Origin of the sequence: Streptomyces sp. NPDC057694, from assembly GCF_042799415.1 — a bacterium.
In the GTDB taxonomy this organism is placed as follows: domain Bacteria; phylum Actinomycetota; class Actinomycetes; order Streptomycetales; family Streptomycetaceae; genus Streptomyces.
The window spans coordinates 60975-77344 of record NZ_JBHVIX010000013.1; the positions used below are offsets into that span (position 1 = coordinate 60975).

Annotated in this window: 14 protein-coding genes and 1 pseudogene; 3 read left to right on the forward strand and 12 right to left on the reverse strand. The window is 70.9% G+C overall.

The features are described 5' to 3' along the window. The first annotated feature begins 147 nt into the window (after positions 1-147). A complete protein-coding gene (locus tag ACFVDP_RS25920) occupies positions 148-1296 on the forward strand; it encodes an aldose epimerase family protein (RefSeq protein WP_383494119.1) in 1149 nt (382 codons plus the stop codon). A gap of 72 nt (positions 1297-1368) precedes the next feature. Beyond that, positions 1369-2589: pseudogene (locus tag ACFVDP_RS25925) on the forward strand (pyridoxal phosphate-dependent aminotransferase); the annotation flags it as partial. Between the two features lie 18 nt (positions 2590-2607). On the opposite strand, the gene ACFVDP_RS25930 reads toward ACFVDP_RS25925, so the two are convergent. The 9 genes from ACFVDP_RS25930 to ACFVDP_RS25970 all read right to left on the reverse strand — a co-directional run bounded on the left by ACFVDP_RS25930 (position 2608) and on the right by ACFVDP_RS25970 (position 12188). After that, positions 2608-3066: an RrF2 family transcriptional regulator gene (locus ACFVDP_RS25930; protein WP_383494122.1), complete on the reverse strand. Its 459-nt coding sequence runs from the start codon at positions 3064-3066 to the stop codon at positions 2608-2610. Further along, on the reverse strand, positions 3063-3989 hold the full coding sequence (locus ACFVDP_RS25935) for a sulfite exporter TauE/SafE family protein (protein ID WP_383494562.1): 927 nt from the start codon (positions 3987-3989) through the stop codon (positions 3063-3065). Before ACFVDP_RS25935 ends, ACFVDP_RS25930 begins: the two co-directional genes overlap by 4 nt. Positions 3990-4126: 137 nt before the next feature. Next, the gene (locus ACFVDP_RS25940) at positions 4127-5422 is read right to left on the reverse strand and encodes a peptidase S8 (protein WP_383494125.1); all 1296 of its coding nucleotides are present in this window, start codon (positions 5420-5422) and stop codon (positions 4127-4129) included. A 225-nt stretch (positions 5423-5647) separates the two neighbouring features. Next, complete coding sequence (locus ACFVDP_RS25945) at positions 5648-7153, reverse strand: alpha-N-arabinofuranosidase (protein WP_383494128.1); 1506 nt, start codon at positions 7151-7153, stop codon at positions 5648-5650. 41 nt (positions 7154-7194) lie between these two features. After that, complete coding sequence (locus ACFVDP_RS25950; RefSeq protein WP_383494131.1) at positions 7195-8055, reverse strand: carbohydrate ABC transporter permease; 861 nt, start codon at positions 8053-8055, stop codon at positions 7195-7197. Beyond that, complete coding sequence (locus tag ACFVDP_RS25955; protein ID WP_383494134.1) at positions 8052-8996, reverse strand: carbohydrate ABC transporter permease; 945 nt, start codon at positions 8994-8996, stop codon at positions 8052-8054. The genes ACFVDP_RS25950 and ACFVDP_RS25955 overlap by 4 nt, the downstream gene beginning before the upstream one ends. Further along, positions 8993-10342 carry an extracellular solute-binding protein gene (locus ACFVDP_RS25960; RefSeq protein WP_383494137.1) on the reverse strand — a complete coding sequence of 450 codons (1350 nt, stop codon included), beginning with the start codon at positions 10340-10342 and terminating at the stop codon, positions 8993-8995. The genes ACFVDP_RS25955 and ACFVDP_RS25960 overlap by 4 nt, the downstream gene beginning before the upstream one ends. Positions 10343-10578: 236 nt before the next feature. Beyond that, the gene (locus tag ACFVDP_RS25965; RefSeq protein WP_383494140.1) at positions 10579-11418 is read right to left on the reverse strand and encodes an SMP-30/gluconolactonase/LRE family protein; all 840 of its coding nucleotides are present in this window, start codon (positions 11416-11418) and stop codon (positions 10579-10581) included. Beyond that, positions 11415-12188 carry an IclR family transcriptional regulator gene (locus ACFVDP_RS25970; protein WP_383494143.1) on the reverse strand — a complete coding sequence of 258 codons (774 nt, stop codon included), beginning with the start codon at positions 12186-12188 and terminating at the stop codon, positions 11415-11417. The genes ACFVDP_RS25965 and ACFVDP_RS25970 overlap by 4 nt, the downstream gene beginning before the upstream one ends. A 114-nt stretch (positions 12189-12302) precedes the next feature. On the opposite strand from ACFVDP_RS25970, the gene ACFVDP_RS25975 reads away from it, so the two are divergent. After that, positions 12303-12899 (forward strand): hypothetical protein, encoded by a 597-nt coding sequence (locus ACFVDP_RS25975; RefSeq protein ID WP_383494146.1) that lies wholly within the window; start codon positions 12303-12305, stop codon positions 12897-12899. A 326-nt stretch (positions 12900-13225) separates the two neighbouring features. Here the strand turns inward: ACFVDP_RS25975 and ACFVDP_RS25980 are convergent, their stop codons facing one another. The 3 genes from ACFVDP_RS25980 to ACFVDP_RS25990 form a co-directional block, all read right to left on the reverse strand. After that, positions 13226-14434 (reverse strand): MFS transporter, encoded by a 1209-nt coding sequence (locus ACFVDP_RS25980; protein WP_383494149.1) that lies wholly within the window; start codon positions 14432-14434, stop codon positions 13226-13228. A 201-nt stretch (positions 14435-14635) separates the two neighbouring features. Further along, entirely contained in the window at positions 14636-15424 is a 789-nt protein-coding gene (locus ACFVDP_RS25985; RefSeq protein WP_383494152.1) for a DUF4239 domain-containing protein, read from the reverse strand. A gap of 116 nt (positions 15425-15540) precedes the next feature. Further along, a complete protein-coding gene (locus ACFVDP_RS25990) occupies positions 15541-16251 on the reverse strand; it encodes a FadR/GntR family transcriptional regulator (protein WP_383494155.1) in 711 nt (236 codons plus the stop codon). Positions 16252-16370 lie beyond the last annotated feature (119 nt).

Here is a 16370-nt window from a genome sequence, read left to right on the forward strand (position 1 = left end):
GGGGTAGATAGTTCTTCTTTGTTGGGGGCACAAACGACTTTTCGCTTTTTGGCGGACGCTCTGTTGGGGCGGGTCGCGCGTTCCCCCGCCCCCTGGGGGGGGCGCGGGGGCCCTTGATTGCACTTTCGTCGAATGGAGAGCCGCTTCATGAGTACGAGTAGACGTGCAGTTCTGGCCGGGGCCGCTGCCGCGGGCCTCGCCATGTCGGCCGCGGGGACCGCGGTCGCCCACGACCGCAAGAAGCCCACGAAGGAGCTGTTCGGCAAGCTCGCCGACGGCACGAAGATCTACCGCTGGAGCCTGGAGAACGGCGGGACCCGCCTCAAGGTCCTCTCCTACGGCGGAATCGTGCAGTCGCTGGAGATCCCGGACCGGCGCGGCCGGTACACGAACGTCTCCCTCGGCTACGACGACATCGCGGCCTACGTCGCGGGCACCACGTTCTTCGGGGCGACCATCGGCCGCTACGGAAACCGCATCGCCAAGGGGCGGTTCACTCTCGACGGCACGGCGTACCAGCTGTCGGTGAACGACGGCGAGAACTCGCTGCACGGTGGCGCCAAGGGCTTCAACACCCGGGTGTTCGACGTGGAGGGCTTCACGTCGGGGCCGGACGTCGGCCTGCACCTGTACTACACCTCGGCCGACGGCGAGATGGGCTACCCCGGCACGCTGCGGACCCGGGTCACCTTCACGCTGACGGCGGCCGGGGACTGGCGGATCGACTACCGGGCGACGACCGACCGGGCCACGGTCGTGAACCTGACGAACCACACGTACTACAACCTCGCGGGCGAGGGCAGCGGCTCGATCGAGGGCCACGAGCTGACGATCGCCGCCTCCCGCTACACGCCCACCGACACCGGGCTCATCCCGACCGGCGAACTGGCCGGCGTGTCGGGCACCCCCTTCGACTTCCGGCGCGCCAAGTCCATCGGCAAGGACATCCGCGCCGGTCACGCCCAGCTGATCACCGCCAAGGGCTTCGACCACAACTTCGTGCTCGACAAGGGCGTCACGTCCGGGCCGCGGCACATCGTGACGCTGCGCGACCCGGGCTACGGTCGCACCCTGAAGATCGCCACCGACCAGCCGGGCCTTCAGTTCTACTCGGGCAACTTCCTCGACGGCACCCTCGTCGGACCGTCCGGGCACACCTACCGGCAGGGCGACGGTCTGTGCCTGGAGACCCAGCACTTCCCGGACTCGCCGAACCAGCCGTCGTTCCCGTCGACCGTCCTGCGGCCCGGCGAGACGTACCGGACGACGACCGTGCACTCGTTCAGCGCCACGTGAGCACCTGCCGTTGAACACGGCCCCGCCCGTATCCGTATCTCCACACAACACGGATACGGGCGGAGGCAGTTGATGAGCGCGAGCGTCGTTTCGCTGTTCCAGGGCAGCACGGCCCATTCCCCTTCCTACGGCCAGCTCACGCGGGCCGGGGCGGCGGCGGGGACCGGCGGGGCCGTCACCGACTTCTGCATCCCCTGCAACCCGTACTTTCCTACGCCCGCGATGCTGGACGCGCTGCGCGGACGGCTGCACGAGATCCTCACGTACTACCCGAGCGACGCGGCGACGATCACGGCCGAGCTGTGCCAGGTCCTCGGTCTGAACCCGCAGACCGTCGCGATGGGCAACGGCTCCACCGAACTCATCACGTGGATCGACCACTTGCTCGTACGGGAGTCGCTGGCCGTGCCCGTGCCGACGTTCGGCCGGTGGACCGACCAGCCGATGGAGACGGGCAAGCGGGTCGACATGTTCCCGCTGCCGGAGCGCGACGGCTTCGCCCTGGACCCGGCCGCGTACGCCGAGTTCATCCACGCGCGGGGCTCGCGGGTCGCGGTGATCTGCAACCCCAACAATCCCGACGGCGGGCTGCTCCCGCGCCGTGCGCTGCTCGCCCTCCTCGACGAGCTGCGTCATCTGGACCTGGTGGTCGTCGACGAGTCGTTCCTGGACTTCGCCGACGGCGCGGTCGACGGCGGCTCCCCGAGCGTCGTCCACGAGGCGGTGCTGCGGCCGAACGTCATCGTGCTGCGCAGCCTCGGCAAGAACTTCGGGCTGCACGGCATCCGCTTCGGCTACCTGGTCGCGAACCCCGGGCTGACCGGACGGGTGCGGGCGGCCCTGCCGAAGTGGAACCTCAACTCCTTCGCGGAGACCGTGGTGTTCATGCTGCGCGACCACCGCCAGGAGTACGCCGACAGCATCCGCCAGGTGTGCCGCGACCGCCAGGACATGCGCTGGCACCTGTCGCGGCTGCCCGGACTGACCGTCTATCCGTCGCAGGGGAACTTCCTGTACGTGCGGCTGCCGGACGGCGTCGACGGGGCGGTGGTCCGCGACCGCCTCCTGGAACGGCACGGCGTGCTGGTCCGCGAGTGCGGCAACAAGATCGGATCGTCCAGTGGCTTCCTGCGTCTCGTGGTGCGCCCGCAGACCGACGTCATGCGCCTGGTGTCGGGTCTGGAGGGCGTCCTCGGCGCGGGGAGAGGAGCCGTCGTGCCCGAGCTGGGCGGAGGGACCGCGTACAGCTCGGGCACGGCGGCGGTGGACCGGATCGTCACCGGGTCCGCCGGGTGAGTCCGGCCGGGCGGGTCAGGGGTTGTGCCAGGCCGCCGGGTCCTCGGCCAGCTGCCGCACCGGATCCGGGAGCCGGTCGTGGGCGAGGTCGTCGAGGGTGACGCCTTCGAGGATCTTGCGGACGTTGGCGCGCAGCGCCACCCACAGCGGGAGCAGCGGTTCGGCGGCGCCGCTGTAGGCGAGGGCGCTGGGCCGCTCGCCGCGCACCGAGACGATGGGTCCCTCGACGGCGCGCACGATGTCGGCGACGGTGATCGTGTCGGCGGCGCGGGCCAGCAGGTAGCCGCCGTTGCCGCCGCGGCGGCTGATGACGATGCCGCCGCGCCGCAGATCGCTGAGGATGCCCTCCAGGAACTTGTGCGGGATGTCCTGGGCGGCGGCGACGGCCTCCGCCTTGACCGGTTCGTCGCCGCCGCGGACGGCCAGTTCCAGGCTCGCGCGCACGGCGTAGTCGGCTCGGGCTGAAATCCTCATGCCGTCATTGTCGGGGACGTCTCGCGTTCCTCCGTCCGCTCGTCGTCGGGGCGGGCGGGGGCGGTGCGGCGGGTGCGCAGGGTCACGGCGGTGCCGACGGCCGCGAGCGCCACGCAGACCAGCACCAGCGGGGTGCCGGACACGCCCCACATGGCGAGTCCCGAGCCGGTGAGCAGCACGATCAGGGCCCAGCGCAGGGCGGGCCCGGAGACCCGGGTGGAGAGCACGGCGCCCGTCACGACCCCGGGGATCGCGCCGATCAGGAGCGTGCCGGCGAGGCCGAGGGAGACGTCGCCGACGAGGAGGTGGCCGAGGGCGGCGGCGCCGACCAGCGGGACGGCCTGCACGAGGTCGGTGCCGACCAGGTGGTTCGCCCGGAGCCGGGGGTGGGCGAGCATCAGCATCACGATGATCAGGGAGCCGGAGCCGACCGAGGTCATCCCGACCACGACGCCGCCGACGAGCCCGATCAGCAGGGTGGCGACGGGCCTGACCCGGACGTCCGCCTCCTCGGCGTCGGCCGCCGCGAGGCCGCGGCGCCGGTCGAGCCACATCCGGGCGAGCATGCCGGTGACGGCGAGCAGCAGGGCGCCGCCGATGACGTACTTGACCCGGGTCTGGAGGGTGTCGCCGTCGCCGAGCGCCTGGAGCAGCAGGGCTCCGCCGAAGGCGGCGGGCAGGGCGGTGGGCAGCAGCCAGCGGACGATGTCCCAGCGGATCGTGCCCGCTCTGTGGTGGACGGCGGCGCCGAACGGCTTCATGAACAGGGACGTGGCCAGGTCGCTGCCGATGGCGGCGGTGGGGTTGACCCCGAAGAACATGACCATGATCGGGGTCATCAGGGCGCCACCGCCCATGCCGGTGAGTCCCACGGCGAGCCCGACCAGGGCGCCGGCGACGACGATCGTCCAGGAGAAATCCATGGCGGCCACTATGCACACCTTCCCTAGGGAAAAGGTATGAATAGCGGTCCGGTCTCAGTCGGTGGAACGGCGGGTGGCACAGCGGTGCGGGCCGCGGCGCCCTCGCGCCACGACCCGCACCCCCCGTTGAGCGGCTGTCAGCCGGTGAAGCCGGACACACCCTGCGGGGTGCCCCAGCCGGTCGGACCGTCGTAGCCGGTCTTCGCGGTGCACAGGTAGCTGCTGGAGCAGCTGCCGTTGTTGCCGGTCGTGACGTCGTTCAGCGCGGAGGTCCCGGCCACGGCGTACGGGAACTTCGCCGGGTACGAGCTCGCCGACGGGGTGCCGCCGAGCGCGTAGACCGCCGCGATGATCGGCGAGGAGGCGCTGGTGCCGCCGAAGGTGTACCAGCCGGCGGTGATGCCGTACGAGTCGTAGACGGAGACGCCGGTCGCCGGGTCGGCGACCGCCGCGACGTCCGAGATGGTCCGCTTGGCGCAGCCGGTGTCGGTCTGCCAGGCCGGCTTGGTGTCGTAGGCCGAGCAGCCCGATCCTGTGCCCTCGGTGCTGCTGGTCTTCCACACCGACTCGGTCCAGCCGCGGGTGGTGGAGGTGGCCTTGGTGAGGGCCGTGCCGCCGACCGCGGTGACGTAGCGGGAGGCCGCCGGGTACTCGGCGCCGTAGCCCTCGTCGCCCGCGCTGACGGTGATGGCGACGCCGGGGTGGTTGAAGTACGAGGAGTCGTAGGAGGTGTCCGAGGAGGACTCGGAGCCGCCGTAGCTGTTGGACACGTACTTGGCGCCGAGGGTGACGGCCCGGTTCACGGCGGTGCCGAGGTTGGCCATCGTCGCGGACTTGGCCTCGACGAGCAGGATGTTGCACTTGGGGCAGACCGCGCTCGCCATGTCGAGGTCGAGGGATATCTCCTCCGCCCAGCCGCTGTCGGCGGTGGGCAGCGAGGTGGTGGAGCCGGTCTGGCTGACCTTCTTGAAGCAGCCGCTCGCCGAGGTGCAGGCCGGAAGCCCGTAGAAGGAGCGGTACTTGGCGAGGTCCGCCTCGGCGTTCGGGTCGTCGTAGGCGTCGACGATGGCGATGGTCTCACCGGCGCCCTTCGACGCCGCCGCCGAGGTCAGGCCGTAGGCGGCCTGGAGATCGGTCGGCCCGTAGCCGGACGGGGTGGACGCGTCGGCCGCGTCGGGGGCGGCGTGCCCGGCCTTGGCGCGCTGGACGGCGTACGCCGTGGTGCCGCTCGTCACCCGCTTCGCGCCGCAGGCCATCTCGCCGGCCTTTGCGGGCTGCGAACAGGCCCGCTTCCAGGTGACGTGCGGGGTGAGTGAAGCGGCGGCGTCGGCCTGGGCCGCCGTGCCGAATCCGGCGAACACGAGGGCCGCGGCGCCGAGGATCCCGGCGCCCATCCGGCCGAAGTGCCATCTGTGGGGGTGTGTGTCGCGCAACGTACTGCCTCCTGAGAAGGGTGGACAGGGGCGGTGCGGGTGCTGTGCGGCCGCCGGTCCTGTGTCCCCGGCGGCCGCGACGATGCTTGCTTTGTTGCGCACACTTCAACAAGGGGCAGCGGGGACTCCAGGGCTCCGCTTTACCGAATCCGTCCCCTTCAACGGGCCATAGATAGCCGGTAGTTGACCGTGGTCACAGGAATCTCATGGTTTGTCGCCACGGAGTCACCGCAGCCGGATCACGTTCCAGGACAGCGGTTCGAGCCCAGCCTTCAGCACCCCGTCGGCCAGGACGGTCCCGGTCGCCGCGTGCGGTGCCACCCGCTCGGGGTCGGTGAGGGTGTTGCGGGCGTCCGGGTCGGCGTCGGCCAGCACCGAGTGCTCGGTGACGGACGTCAACCCCAGTCCGTTGAGGGTGACTTCGAGCGGCAGCGACGCGGTCTGGCTGCGGTTGACCGCGAAGACGGTGACCGTGCCGTCCTCGGCGCGGACCGCCGTGGCGTGCAGCAGGTCGGCGGTGCCGTGGCGCTCGGTGTCGTACGTCGGTGAGTCGACGCGCACGTCGAGAACCTCGCCGCGCCCGTACTTCGCGGCCTGCGCGAACGGGAAGAACGTCGTCTGGCGCCAGGCCGGGCCGCCCGGCTCGGTCATGATCGGGGCGATGACGTTGACCAGCTGGGCGAGGCAGGCGACCGTGACGCGGTCGGCGTGCCGCAGCAGCGCGATGAGCAGCGAGCCGAAGACGACCGCGTCGGTGACTGAGTAGACGTCCTCCAGCAGGCGCGGGGCCTCCGGCCAGTCGAGCGCGGAGACCTGAGCCTCGGTGCGCGTCATGTACCAGACGTTCCACTCGTCGAAGGAGAGGTTGATCTTCTTCTTCGACTTGAGGCGGGCGCCGACGTGGTCGCAGGTCGCGACGACGTTCTCGATGAACGACTCCATGTCCACCGCGGAGGCGAGGAACGAGTCGCGGTCGCCGTCGTGCTCCTCGTAGTAGGCGTGCAGCGACACGTAGTCGACGAGGTCGTACGTCTCCTGGAGGACCGTCGACTCCCACGCGGCGAACGTGTCCATGCCCTGGCCGGAGCTGCCGCAGGCGACGAGTTCCACGTCCTTGTCGATCTGGCGCATGGCGCGGGCCGTCTCGGCGGCGATCCGGCCGTACTCCTCGGCCGTCTTGTGGCCGGTCTGCCAGGGGCCGTCCATCTCGTTGCCCAGGCACCACAGGCGGATGCCGAAGGGATCCTTGTCGCCGTGCTCGGCGCGCAGGTCCGAAAGCGCGGTGCCCGAGGGGTGGTTGGCGTACTCCTGGAGTTCGATGGCCTCGGCGACGCCGCGCGTGCCCAGGTTCACCGCCATCATCGGCTCGGCCTGCGGGCCGATCTTGCGCAGGAACGCGATGTACTCGGACAGGCCGAAGCGGTTCGACTCGGTGGTGCGCCAGGCGAGGTCGAGGCGGCGCGGGCGGTCCTCGACGGGACCGACCGAGTCCTCCCACTTGTAGCCGGAGACGAAGTTGCCGCCGGGGTAGCGGATGGCGGTGACGCCCAACTCCCGTACGAGATCCAGGACATCGGTACGCAGTCCTGCCTCGTCCGCGCTCGGGTGGTCCGGCTCGAAGATGCCGGTGTAGACGCAGCGGCCGAGGTGTTCCACGAACGACCCGAACAGGCGCGGGTCGACCGTGCCGATCGTGAAGGCGGGGTCGAGGGTGAAGCGTGCGGTGCTCAATGCGTTCCTTTCATCGGGGGTGGGGTCTGCGGCGCGTGCCTTCACTGGCCCGCGAGTCCCGTGTGGGCGACGCCCGTCACGATCTGCCGCTGGAAGAAGACGAAGACGACGATCAGGGGCAGGCCCGCCATCAGGCCGCCGGCCATGAGCTGGGCCCACTGGATGCCGTAGGAGTTCATGACGGTCGCGATGCCGTTCGGCATGGTCATCAGGTCGGGGTTGTTGGTGACCATGTACGGCCACAGGAAGTTGTTCCACGAGCTGATGAAGGTGAAGATGCCGACCGCCGCGAGGGAGGGGCGGGACAGCGGCAGGACGATCGTGAAGAAGACCCGCCAGCGGCCGGCGCCGTCGATGAAGGCGGCCTCCTCCAGTTCGCGCGGGATGCCCTGGAAGAACTTGTAGAGGATGTAGACCATCGCCGCGGGCGCGCACTGGGGCAGGATCATGCCCCAGTACGTGTCGACCATCCCCATCTGCTGGACCGTGGTGAACAGCGGCACGCCGAGGACCGCCGGGGAGACCATGAGCCCGGCCATCACCACACCCATGAGGACCGACTTGCCCCGGAACTCGGTCCGGGCGAAGCCGTATCCGGCGAGCGCGGCGACGGTGAGCACGACGGCCGTCACCAGGACGGACACGACGAGGGAGTTCAGGAACCAGTCGCTGATGTTGCCGCTGTTCCACAGCGACTTCCACGCCTGGAGCGTCCAGACCTTCGGCAGCCAGTGCGGCGGGATCTCGGCGGCCTCCGCCTCGGACTTCAGCGAGGTGAACAGGGCCGCGGCGATCGGTGCCACGAAGACGGCGGAGACGGCGACGCCGAGGAGGGTCAGCACGATCTGGCTGGGCGTCCAGGGCTTGCGGGACTTGACCACCCGTATCTGAGCAGTGCTCATCGGGCGCCCTCCTCACGGTTGCGCAGCAGCACCATCCGGCCGAGGGCGACGGCCGCGATGATCACGAAGAAGATGATGGACATCGCGGAGGCGTAGCCCACGCGGTAGCTGGTGAAGCCCTGTTCGAGGGTGTACTGCACGAAGGAGCGGGTGCTGAGCTCCGGTCCGGGGCCGAAGTCCATCATCACGACCGCCTGGTCGAAGAGCTGGAGCGAGGCCAGGACCTGGAGCGCGATGACGAGCCCGGTGATGTGACGCAGCATCGGCAGCGTGATGTGGACGATCCGGTGCCAGGCGTTGGCCCCGTCGAGCTTCGCGGCCTCGTAGAGATGGGCGGGGATGCCCTGCAACGCGGCGAGGAAGAGCAGGAAGGAGAAGCCGACGGTCCACCACAGCGTCTCGATGACGAGGGCGAGCATCGCGTACGACTTGTCGGTGAGCCAGGGCGTGGTGAGTCCGAAGGTCTCGTTGAACAGGCCGATGCCCTGGGTGAACAGCCACTGCCACATGTTGGCCGCGACCGTCGACGGGAGCAGGAACGGGACGAAGAAGCAGAGCCGCCACAGCCATTTCCCGCGCTCGATGTGGTGGGCGAGCATCGCGAGGAGGAAGGCGAGGACGGTGATGCAGGGCACGACGAGGAGCGTGAAGTACGCGCTGTGGCCGAGCGCGTCCCACATCGCCGAGTCGTGCAGCGCCTCGCGGTAGTTGTCGAGGCCGACGAAGCTCGCGCCGTCGCCGGAGATGTTGGCGTCGGTGAAGCTGAGCCAGACGCCGCGCAGCAGCGGCCAGATCACGAACAGGACGAACAGGAGCAGGAACGGGGCGATGAACCAGCCCCCGTGCTGGAAGCCCTGCTTGCGGCGGACGGTGGCCGTCGCCGTGGCGCTTCTCGCCCGTGACGGCGGCAGAACGGTCGTCCCGAGCCCGGTCGTCGTCATGCGACCGCACCTCCCTGCGCGGCAGTCGTGCCGTCCATCGGATTCTTCGAGGCGAGGAGCTTGCCCAGCTCCTTCTTCATGCGCTGGGCGACCGCGGCGGGCTTGGCTGAGCCCATCGTCGAGGAGACGACCATCGGGCCGAGGTCCTGCGCGAGCACACCGGTGGAGCCCGCGAACCAGACCTTCGGCTCGGTGGCCTGGTGGTCCATGGCGGACACGTACTCGTTGTTCGGGGTGAGCTTCTTGTACGCGGCCGTGGACAGCGTCGGCGTGTACGCGGGGATGTGGCCGCCGGCCGCCCATTGCAGGGCGTGGGTGACGACGTAGGCGGCCAGTTCGTGCGCGGCCTCATTGGTGGCGCCGCCACGGCCGCTCTGGTGCGGCAGGACGAACGAGTGGGACTCCGCGTGCGTCGCCCGATTCCCGAAGACGGGCGGCAGCGGGGTCGCGCCGTAGTCGAGCTCGGCGCCGGAGAACACGGGCACCGACCAGTTGCCCTCCCAGGTGAACGGGGCGCCGTTGATGAACTGTTCGCCGGTCGGGGCGCCCGGGATCACGTACCCGTCGGTGACGTGCTTGCGGAAGAACTCCAGGACCTCGGTGGCCTTGTCGGCGTCGAAGAGCACCTCGGTGTTCTCGCCGTTGAACCACTGGCCGCCGAGCTGGGTGTAGAAGGCGACGAAGAACCACCACTGGAAGTTCTGGTCGTTGGTCCACAGGCCGATGGTCTGGAGGCCCTTCTTCTGGACCTTCTTCGCCTTCTTCAGCACGTCGAACCAGTCGGCGGTGGAGGTGACGTCGATCATCCGGCCGTCGTCGCCGAGCAGGTCCGCCTTCTCCAGGACGTCCCTGCGGTAGAAGCAGAGCTGTACGTGGATGTCGAGCGGCAGGGCGTAGAGCTTGCCGTCGATCACGCCGCGGCTCCACAGCGCCGGGTTGTAGTCCGCCTTGCGCACGCCGTACTTGGCGAGCAGGTTCTCGTCCCACGGGTCGAGGAGCCGGCCCGGCGAGAAGCCCGCGACGCGGCCCAGGTGCATGACGCCGAGTTCGGGGGCCCGGTTGCCCGCGGCGGCCATGGCGAGCTTGGTGTAGAAGGGGTTGCCCCACTGGAGCGTGGAGTCCTTCACCGCGATGTCCGGGTGTTCCTTCCGGAAGGCGTCCAGCATCGCGATCATGTTGGAGCCGTCGCCGCCGCTGAAGAGGTTCCAGTAGCGCACGCGGGTGTCGGCGCCGGAGGCGAGCGCGTCGGCCCCGGTGCCGAGCGCCGCGAAGGCGGCGCTGCCGGCGACGGTCAACCCGCCTGCCGTGGCGAGAAGTTGCCTGCGACTCAGGCCAGGTCGTCCCATGCCCTGCCCTTACTGTTCGAAATGTCGAATGATGCCCGTAACTTCGAACGGGACCGTAGATTCGAAGCGCTTCGACGTCAATGGGTCGCGCAGTAATTGGCGCGGCCCGGCGCACTGCGAAAGCCGCAGACGCGTCTGCCTGGTGCAGGAGCAGATGCGTCCGCGGCTTTCGTCGTGGCTGAGCGCGCCCACGCGGCGGAGCCGCAAATCGATACAGACCCGCGCCCCTGGCGGGGCTAGCCGAAGGCGGGGGTTGGGAGGCCCTGGCCGACTTCCGGGAGGACCAGGAGCGATCCGGCCAAGGGGGTCGGGTGGTCTAGGCCCACTCGGGCCGTCGAGATGTACAGGTCTCGCAGGTCGGGGCCACCGAAGGCGCAGGACGTCGGGCGGGTCACCGGGAGCGGGAACACCCGGTCCAGGGCGCCGGAGGGGGTGTAACGGCGCAGGGCGCCCCCGTCCCACAAGGCCACCCAGACGCAGCCGTCGGCGTCCACGGTGAGCCCGTCGGGGACCCCGGCGCCCTTCTCCACGGACGCCAACTCCCGCCTGTTCGCGACGTGTTCGCCGTCCACGTCGAAGACGTCGATCCGGCCCGTCGCCGTGTCGACGTAGTACATGAGCGTGCCGTCGGGGCTCCAGCCGGTGCCGTTGGAGACGGTGACGTCGTCGAGGATCTCGGTCGCCGTGCCGTCGGGGGCGAGGCGGATCAGATTGCCGCCGCCGGGCGTCTCGTCGTACGCCATCGTGCCCGCCCACAGGGCGCCGTCGGGGGCGACCGCCGCGTCGTTCCCGCGGCGCCCGGGCACCGGTTCGCGGTGCAGCCAGGAGAAGGCGCCCTCGGCGGAGTAACCGCCCACGCCGTCACGGAGGTTGACGACCAGTCCGCCGTCCGCGCGCGGCTTGGCGGCGCCCACGTGCTGCTCGGTGGCCAGGACCGTGCGGCGGCCGCTGCCGGGCTCGTAGGTGTGGACGCGCGAGCCGAGGATGTCGACCCAGATCAGGCGCTCGGCGGCCGGGTCCCAGGTGGGGCCCTCCCCCAGCTCGGCGCTCTCCCGCACCGCCACTTCGGCCCTCACGGCGCGGCCCGGTGGCCGAGGCGCTCGGACAGGTCCGCCGCGCCCTTCGCGGCGAGCTGTGCCAGCTCCTGCTCGCGGGTGTCCGTCCAGCGGATCATCGGTACGGAGATGGAGAGCGCGGCGACGACCCGGTTGGTGCGGTCGCGCACCGGCGCGGCGACGCAGCTCACGTCCGGGTTGGACTCGCGGCTCTCGACGGCGACCCCGCGCTCGCGGATCGTGTGCAGGACCTCGCGCAGGGCGGCCGGGTCGGTGATCGAGTTCTCCGTCATGGCCGTGAGCGGGGTGTCGTCGGGGACGCGGGCGGTCAGTTCCGGCTCGGGCAGGGACGCGAGGAGCATCTTGCCGACCGAGGTGCAGTGGGCGGGCAGCCTGCGGCCCGCGGCCGAGACCATCCGCACCGCGTGCGTGGAGTCGACCTTGGCGATGTAGATGACATCGGTGCCTTCGAGGATCGCCACGTGTACCGTCTCGTCGCACGTCTCGGCGACCGAGCGGGCGACCTGCTGGCCCTCGGCGGCGAGGTCGAGCTGCTCCGCGTACCGGCTGCCGAGCTGATAGGGGCGCACCCCGAGGCGGTAGCGGCCCGGCTGGCCGGGTACCTGCACGATGTACGAACGGGCGGCGAGCGTGGTGACCAGCTCGTGGACCGTGGTGCGCGGCAGCTGTAGCTTGCGGACGATGTCGGGGGCGGACAGCGTGCCGTCCCCGTCGAGGAAGAGCTCCAGGATGTCCAGAGCCCGGGTCACGGCTGGTACGAGGCGTCCCACGACCGATCCCCTCCCTATGTTCGATATTTCAACAGACGGTCGGTATGGCGAACACAGGCTAAGCACAGTGCCGTTGACCGGGCAATGGGTCGGCGCTGCGCGACCATGGAGGGCATGCCGCGTCCCACACCGTCCGCAGGTCCCGCCGAGCCCTTCACCCCGCTGCACTTCCAGTTGGTGCTGCTGCGCAGGATGGCCGACCACAACCCGGAGCTGGTCGAGACCGCCCGCGCCGACCTCGGCGTCTCGGTCGCCGACATGCGCGAGGCGAACCGGCGCTGGCAGGCCATGGTCCGCTCGCCCCGGGCGCGGGCGGCGGTCTCCCGCTACCGCTCGGTCCTGGGCGCCCCCGAGCGCACTCTGATCCGCAGGATCGGCGACATGGAGTGCGAGGCGCTGCTGTGGCCGGTGCCGCTCTGGGCCGACCTGCGCTTCGAGGTGCTGCTCTCGCCGCAGGGGGCGGTCTGGAACGACTGGCTGATCCGCGCTCCCGGCGTCCCCGGCCCGGAGCTGCGCACGCTCGCCGATCTGACCCCGTGGTCGTGCACGGTCGACGAGGCGGCCCGCGCCTTCGCCCCGGCCCGTCCCCTCGAAGGCTCGGCGCCGACCCGCTGGGGCCTGGCCTTCACGGCACCGGACGCGACCGGGACGCTCCGCGAGGTCCGGGCCGAGTTCACGTACGGGCTTTTGCAGCGCTGGACGCATCTGTAACTCGGGCCGACCATGGCTGCCCGGAACCGTTCGCGCAGTTCCCCGCGCCCCTGATCAGGTCGACGTCTGCCTGCGGCCCGGTGGCCTCTTCTCGCGCCGTTCCCCGCGCCCCTGATCAGGTCGACGTTCGCCCGCGGCCCGGTGGCCTCTTCTCGCGCCGTTCCCCGCGCCCCTGAGGCAGGCGCTTCGCGCCGCCTCCCCTTGAGGCTGCGCTGAGGGGCGGGGGCGCGACTCCACCTTGGGCAGGGGGCGCGCCTCTGATGAGATGGCGCACGAAGTGCGCATCTCAGGGGCGCGGGGAACTGCGCGAGAAGCCCCACTGGCCGTCAGCCGACCGACAACCCATCAGGGGCGCGGGGAACTGCGCGACCAGCCACGGCAAGCACCACCACCCCGGCAGCAGCCCCGGCAGCAACCATGAACCCCCCATGGGCACCCCCGACATCCACGGCCCGCCCGGCAAGGGCAGCCGCCCCCGCCGCCCCCGCGGCACTCGCCGACCCCAGCCAGGTGAAGGCCTGAGTGAGGACGGCCCGAGGCACCACCGCCTCGGTCAGGACGGACGTGACGGCCAGCAACGGCGGCACCGCAAGCCCGGTCAGGGCAAGCGCGCAGGCCAGCGGCACCGGCGCGTCCAGCACGGTCAACGGCAGGCAGGCCAGCAGCAGCCCCGCCGCGGCGACCCCCCGCTGCCGCACCGGCGCCGCCCGCCACCGCCGCGCCCCGTAGGCCCAACCCCCCACCAGGCTGGTGCAGTTGGAGACCGCGTACAGCAGCGGCGCCAGATCGGGGGTGCCGCGCTCGACCGCGTACGCGGAGACGGAGACCTGCATCGCACCGAAGTACACGCCCAGCGCGAGGGTGCTCGCGACGAGGCCCACGAAAGCCGGCCCGCGCAGCGCCCGCCCCGCGTGCCGCCGCTCGCCGGGGTCCGCGACCGGCGGCGCGGTGCGGCGCTGGAGGGTGAAGGCGAGGCCGCCGCCGATCACGAGCGCGGCGGCGAGCCCGCTGCCCAGGCCGGGATGCCCGGCGGCGCCGACGGTGCTGACGAGGGCGGGGCCGATGAGGAACGACAGACCGTTCGCGAGGGATTCCAGGGCGAAGGCGCCGGGCAGCGCGGCGTCCTGTCCGGTGCGGCGCAGCAGGGCCGCCCAGCGGGCCGCGGACAGGGCGCTGATCTGCGGCAGGGTCGCCCCCGCGAGGGCCCCCGCGCCGGCGGCGACGGGCACCGGGCCGCCCGCGAACAGCAGGGCAACGGCCGCCGCGTGCGCGGCGAGTGCGTACGGCACGACGCGCCGTTCCCCGAACCGGTCGACGAGCCGCCCGATCTGCGGCCCGGCCAGCGCGTCGGTGACGGCGAAGCAGCCGGTGACCAGGCCCGCGGTCGCGTAGGAGCCGGTGCGGGCGTGCACCAGCCAGACGATGCCGAGCCCGGTCATGGCGAGCCCGATCCGCCCGATACACCCGGCGAGGAAGAAGGCGGCCGCGCCCGGAGTGCGCAGCAGAATGCGGTAGTTGGCCGGTGTCGAGGACACGGCGCGTCCCTTTCGCCGCCCGGCGGGCCGCGTCACAGCGGGGCCGTCGGCGTCCGGAGGGGCCGGCCCGTGATCGCGACTGGAGCCTTCCAGTGCGGGCGTGGAGTGGGAACGCGCGCCCCACGCCAACTCCGTCACCGGGCAGAGTCTCTGATCGATACAGATAGAGATACAGATACAGATACAGATACAGGCGCGATGTTACGGCCAGAACTGCGCGAGCACACCCTCCTTGAACGGCTGCGGCGAGACCGCCATGTCCCCCGCGAAGGGATGGTCGAGGGTCAGACAGAGCAGCAGGCTCACCCCGATCAGCGCGGCGACCGACGCCACGAACATCAACTGGGCGCGGGTGCTCTCCATGCCGTAGAGGAAGGTCAGCGGCAGCATGACGAGGGCGCCGCCGTAGACGAGGAGGTCGAGGAGCATCGGGAGGGACTGCTCGGAGTCGGCGAGCCGGGTCCTGCGGGCCTCGGCGACCTGGCCGAGCGTGGCGACGGCCTGCTCGTAATACGCCTGCTGCGCATTGCTCTTGGGCTCGTAGTCCTGGAACACGGTGTAGAGTCGCACGACTTCAGGATTGGTGAGCCCGGGGTCGGGACGCCCCTCGCGCATCAGCGGCCACTGCTTGTCGACGACGGCGTGCACGTACGCGCCCATCGCGTCGGACACCTTGCGCTGCTGCTCCGGCGGGAACGCGGAGGCGTCGCGCAGCACTTCGGCGGTCTGGCTGGCCTCGGCGGCGACATTGGTACCCGCCTCGTTGAGCCCCTCCCACTCGGCGACGACGACGAAGGCGAGGATGATGCCGTAGATCGCGGCATACATGCCGAGCACGACCCCGATCATGTCGTTGTACGCCCCCGCCGACAGCCGCGGAAACCTCCGCCGCACCACGACACACCCCACGAGCGCGAGAACAACAGCCCCGCCCCCGAGCAGCACGGCAAGAGCGAACGTACTGAAATTATTGAGCAGCCAAATTCCCACGGCGACCTAACCCGTCAATCGCAGCCCGAGTTACGGCGCCCCGTAAGGGGCGCGGGGAACTGCGCGACCAGCCACGACGCACCGCAAGCAGCCAACGCGTCGCAACCCCAATGGCGCTAAGGCTCCCAATCAAGCAACCGCACCTTGGCAACAGCCCGCACATGCCTCCGCATCGCCGCGGCAGCACCCCGCCCGCTCCCACCCTCGATGGCATCCAGAATCGCCCGATGCTGCGCCAGCGACCGCCCGGGCCGCCGAGGCTGCCGCAACGACTCGTTGCGCGACTCGGCGATGGGCCCGTCGATCTCGGCCATGAACGCGGCGAGCAGCGCACTGTGCGCGGCCGCGGTCACCGCCGCGTGGAAGAGCCGGTCCCCCTCGACACCGAGCCCGCCGGCCCCGATGTCCTCGGCCATGAGATCCAGCGCGGAGCGCAGCGCGGCGAGATCGGCGTCGGTGCGGCGCTCGGCGGCCAGCTCGGCGAGCTTCGTCTCCAGTGCCTCGCGCGCCTCAAGAACGTCCGGCAGCCGCTTCTTGCGCTCGACGAGCCGCTCGACGGGCTCGGCGACGTCGAGTCCGTCGCGCACGAGATACGTACCGCCGCCGTGCCGCACCTCGACGAGTCCCTGCACTTCGAGGACGACGATGGCCTGCTTCACGGAGGCCCGGCTCACCCCGAGCCGCGCCGCGAGGTCCCGTTCGGTGGGCAGCCGGTCGCCCGCGCGCAGGCCGCCCTCGGCGACGTACGCGCGCAGTCGGCCGAGCACCTGCTCGTACAGGCGCGGGCGCGCCCCCATCGGCCGCAGTGCGTCGGTCGCGTCGGTCATCCGGTCCTTCTCCGCCCTTCACTGGCGTGCGCCACTGGCGTGCGCTTGCGCCGCAGCGTACGTCCTTGACGCGGGCGCCTGCCACACGGCAGGCTCGGATTGGCTGAGCCAATCAGCCA

What these genes read in the sequence shown, in the direction of transcription:
- ACFVDP_RS25920 (WP_383494119.1), top strand. Translation starts at nt 148, where the DNA reads ATGAGTACGAGTAGACGTGCAGTTCTGGCCGGGGCCGCTGCCGCGGGC.
- ACFVDP_RS25930 (WP_383494122.1), bottom strand. Translation starts at nt 3,066, where the DNA reads ATGAGGATTTCAGCCCGAGCCGACTACGCCGTGCGCGCGAGCCTGGAA.
- ACFVDP_RS25935 (WP_383494562.1), bottom strand. Translation starts at nt 3,989, where the DNA reads ATGGATTTCTCCTGGACGATCGTCGTCGCCGGCGCCCTGGTCGGGCTC.
- ACFVDP_RS25950 (WP_383494131.1), bottom strand. Translation starts at nt 8,055, where the DNA reads ATGAGCACTGCTCAGATACGGGTGGTCAAGTCCCGCAAGCCCTGGACG.
- ACFVDP_RS25955 (WP_383494134.1), bottom strand. Translation starts at nt 8,996, where the DNA reads ATGACGACGACCGGGCTCGGGACGACCGTTCTGCCGCCGTCACGGGCG.
- ACFVDP_RS25960 (WP_383494137.1), bottom strand. Translation starts at nt 10,342, where the DNA reads ATGGGACGACCTGGCCTGAGTCGCAGGCAACTTCTCGCCACGGCAGGC.
- ACFVDP_RS25975 (WP_383494146.1), top strand. Translation starts at nt 12,303, where the DNA reads ATGCCGCGTCCCACACCGTCCGCAGGTCCCGCCGAGCCCTTCACCCCG.
- ACFVDP_RS25990 (WP_383494155.1), bottom strand. Translation starts at nt 16,251, where the DNA reads ATGACCGACGCGACCGACGCACTGCGGCCGATGGGGGCGCGCCCGCGC.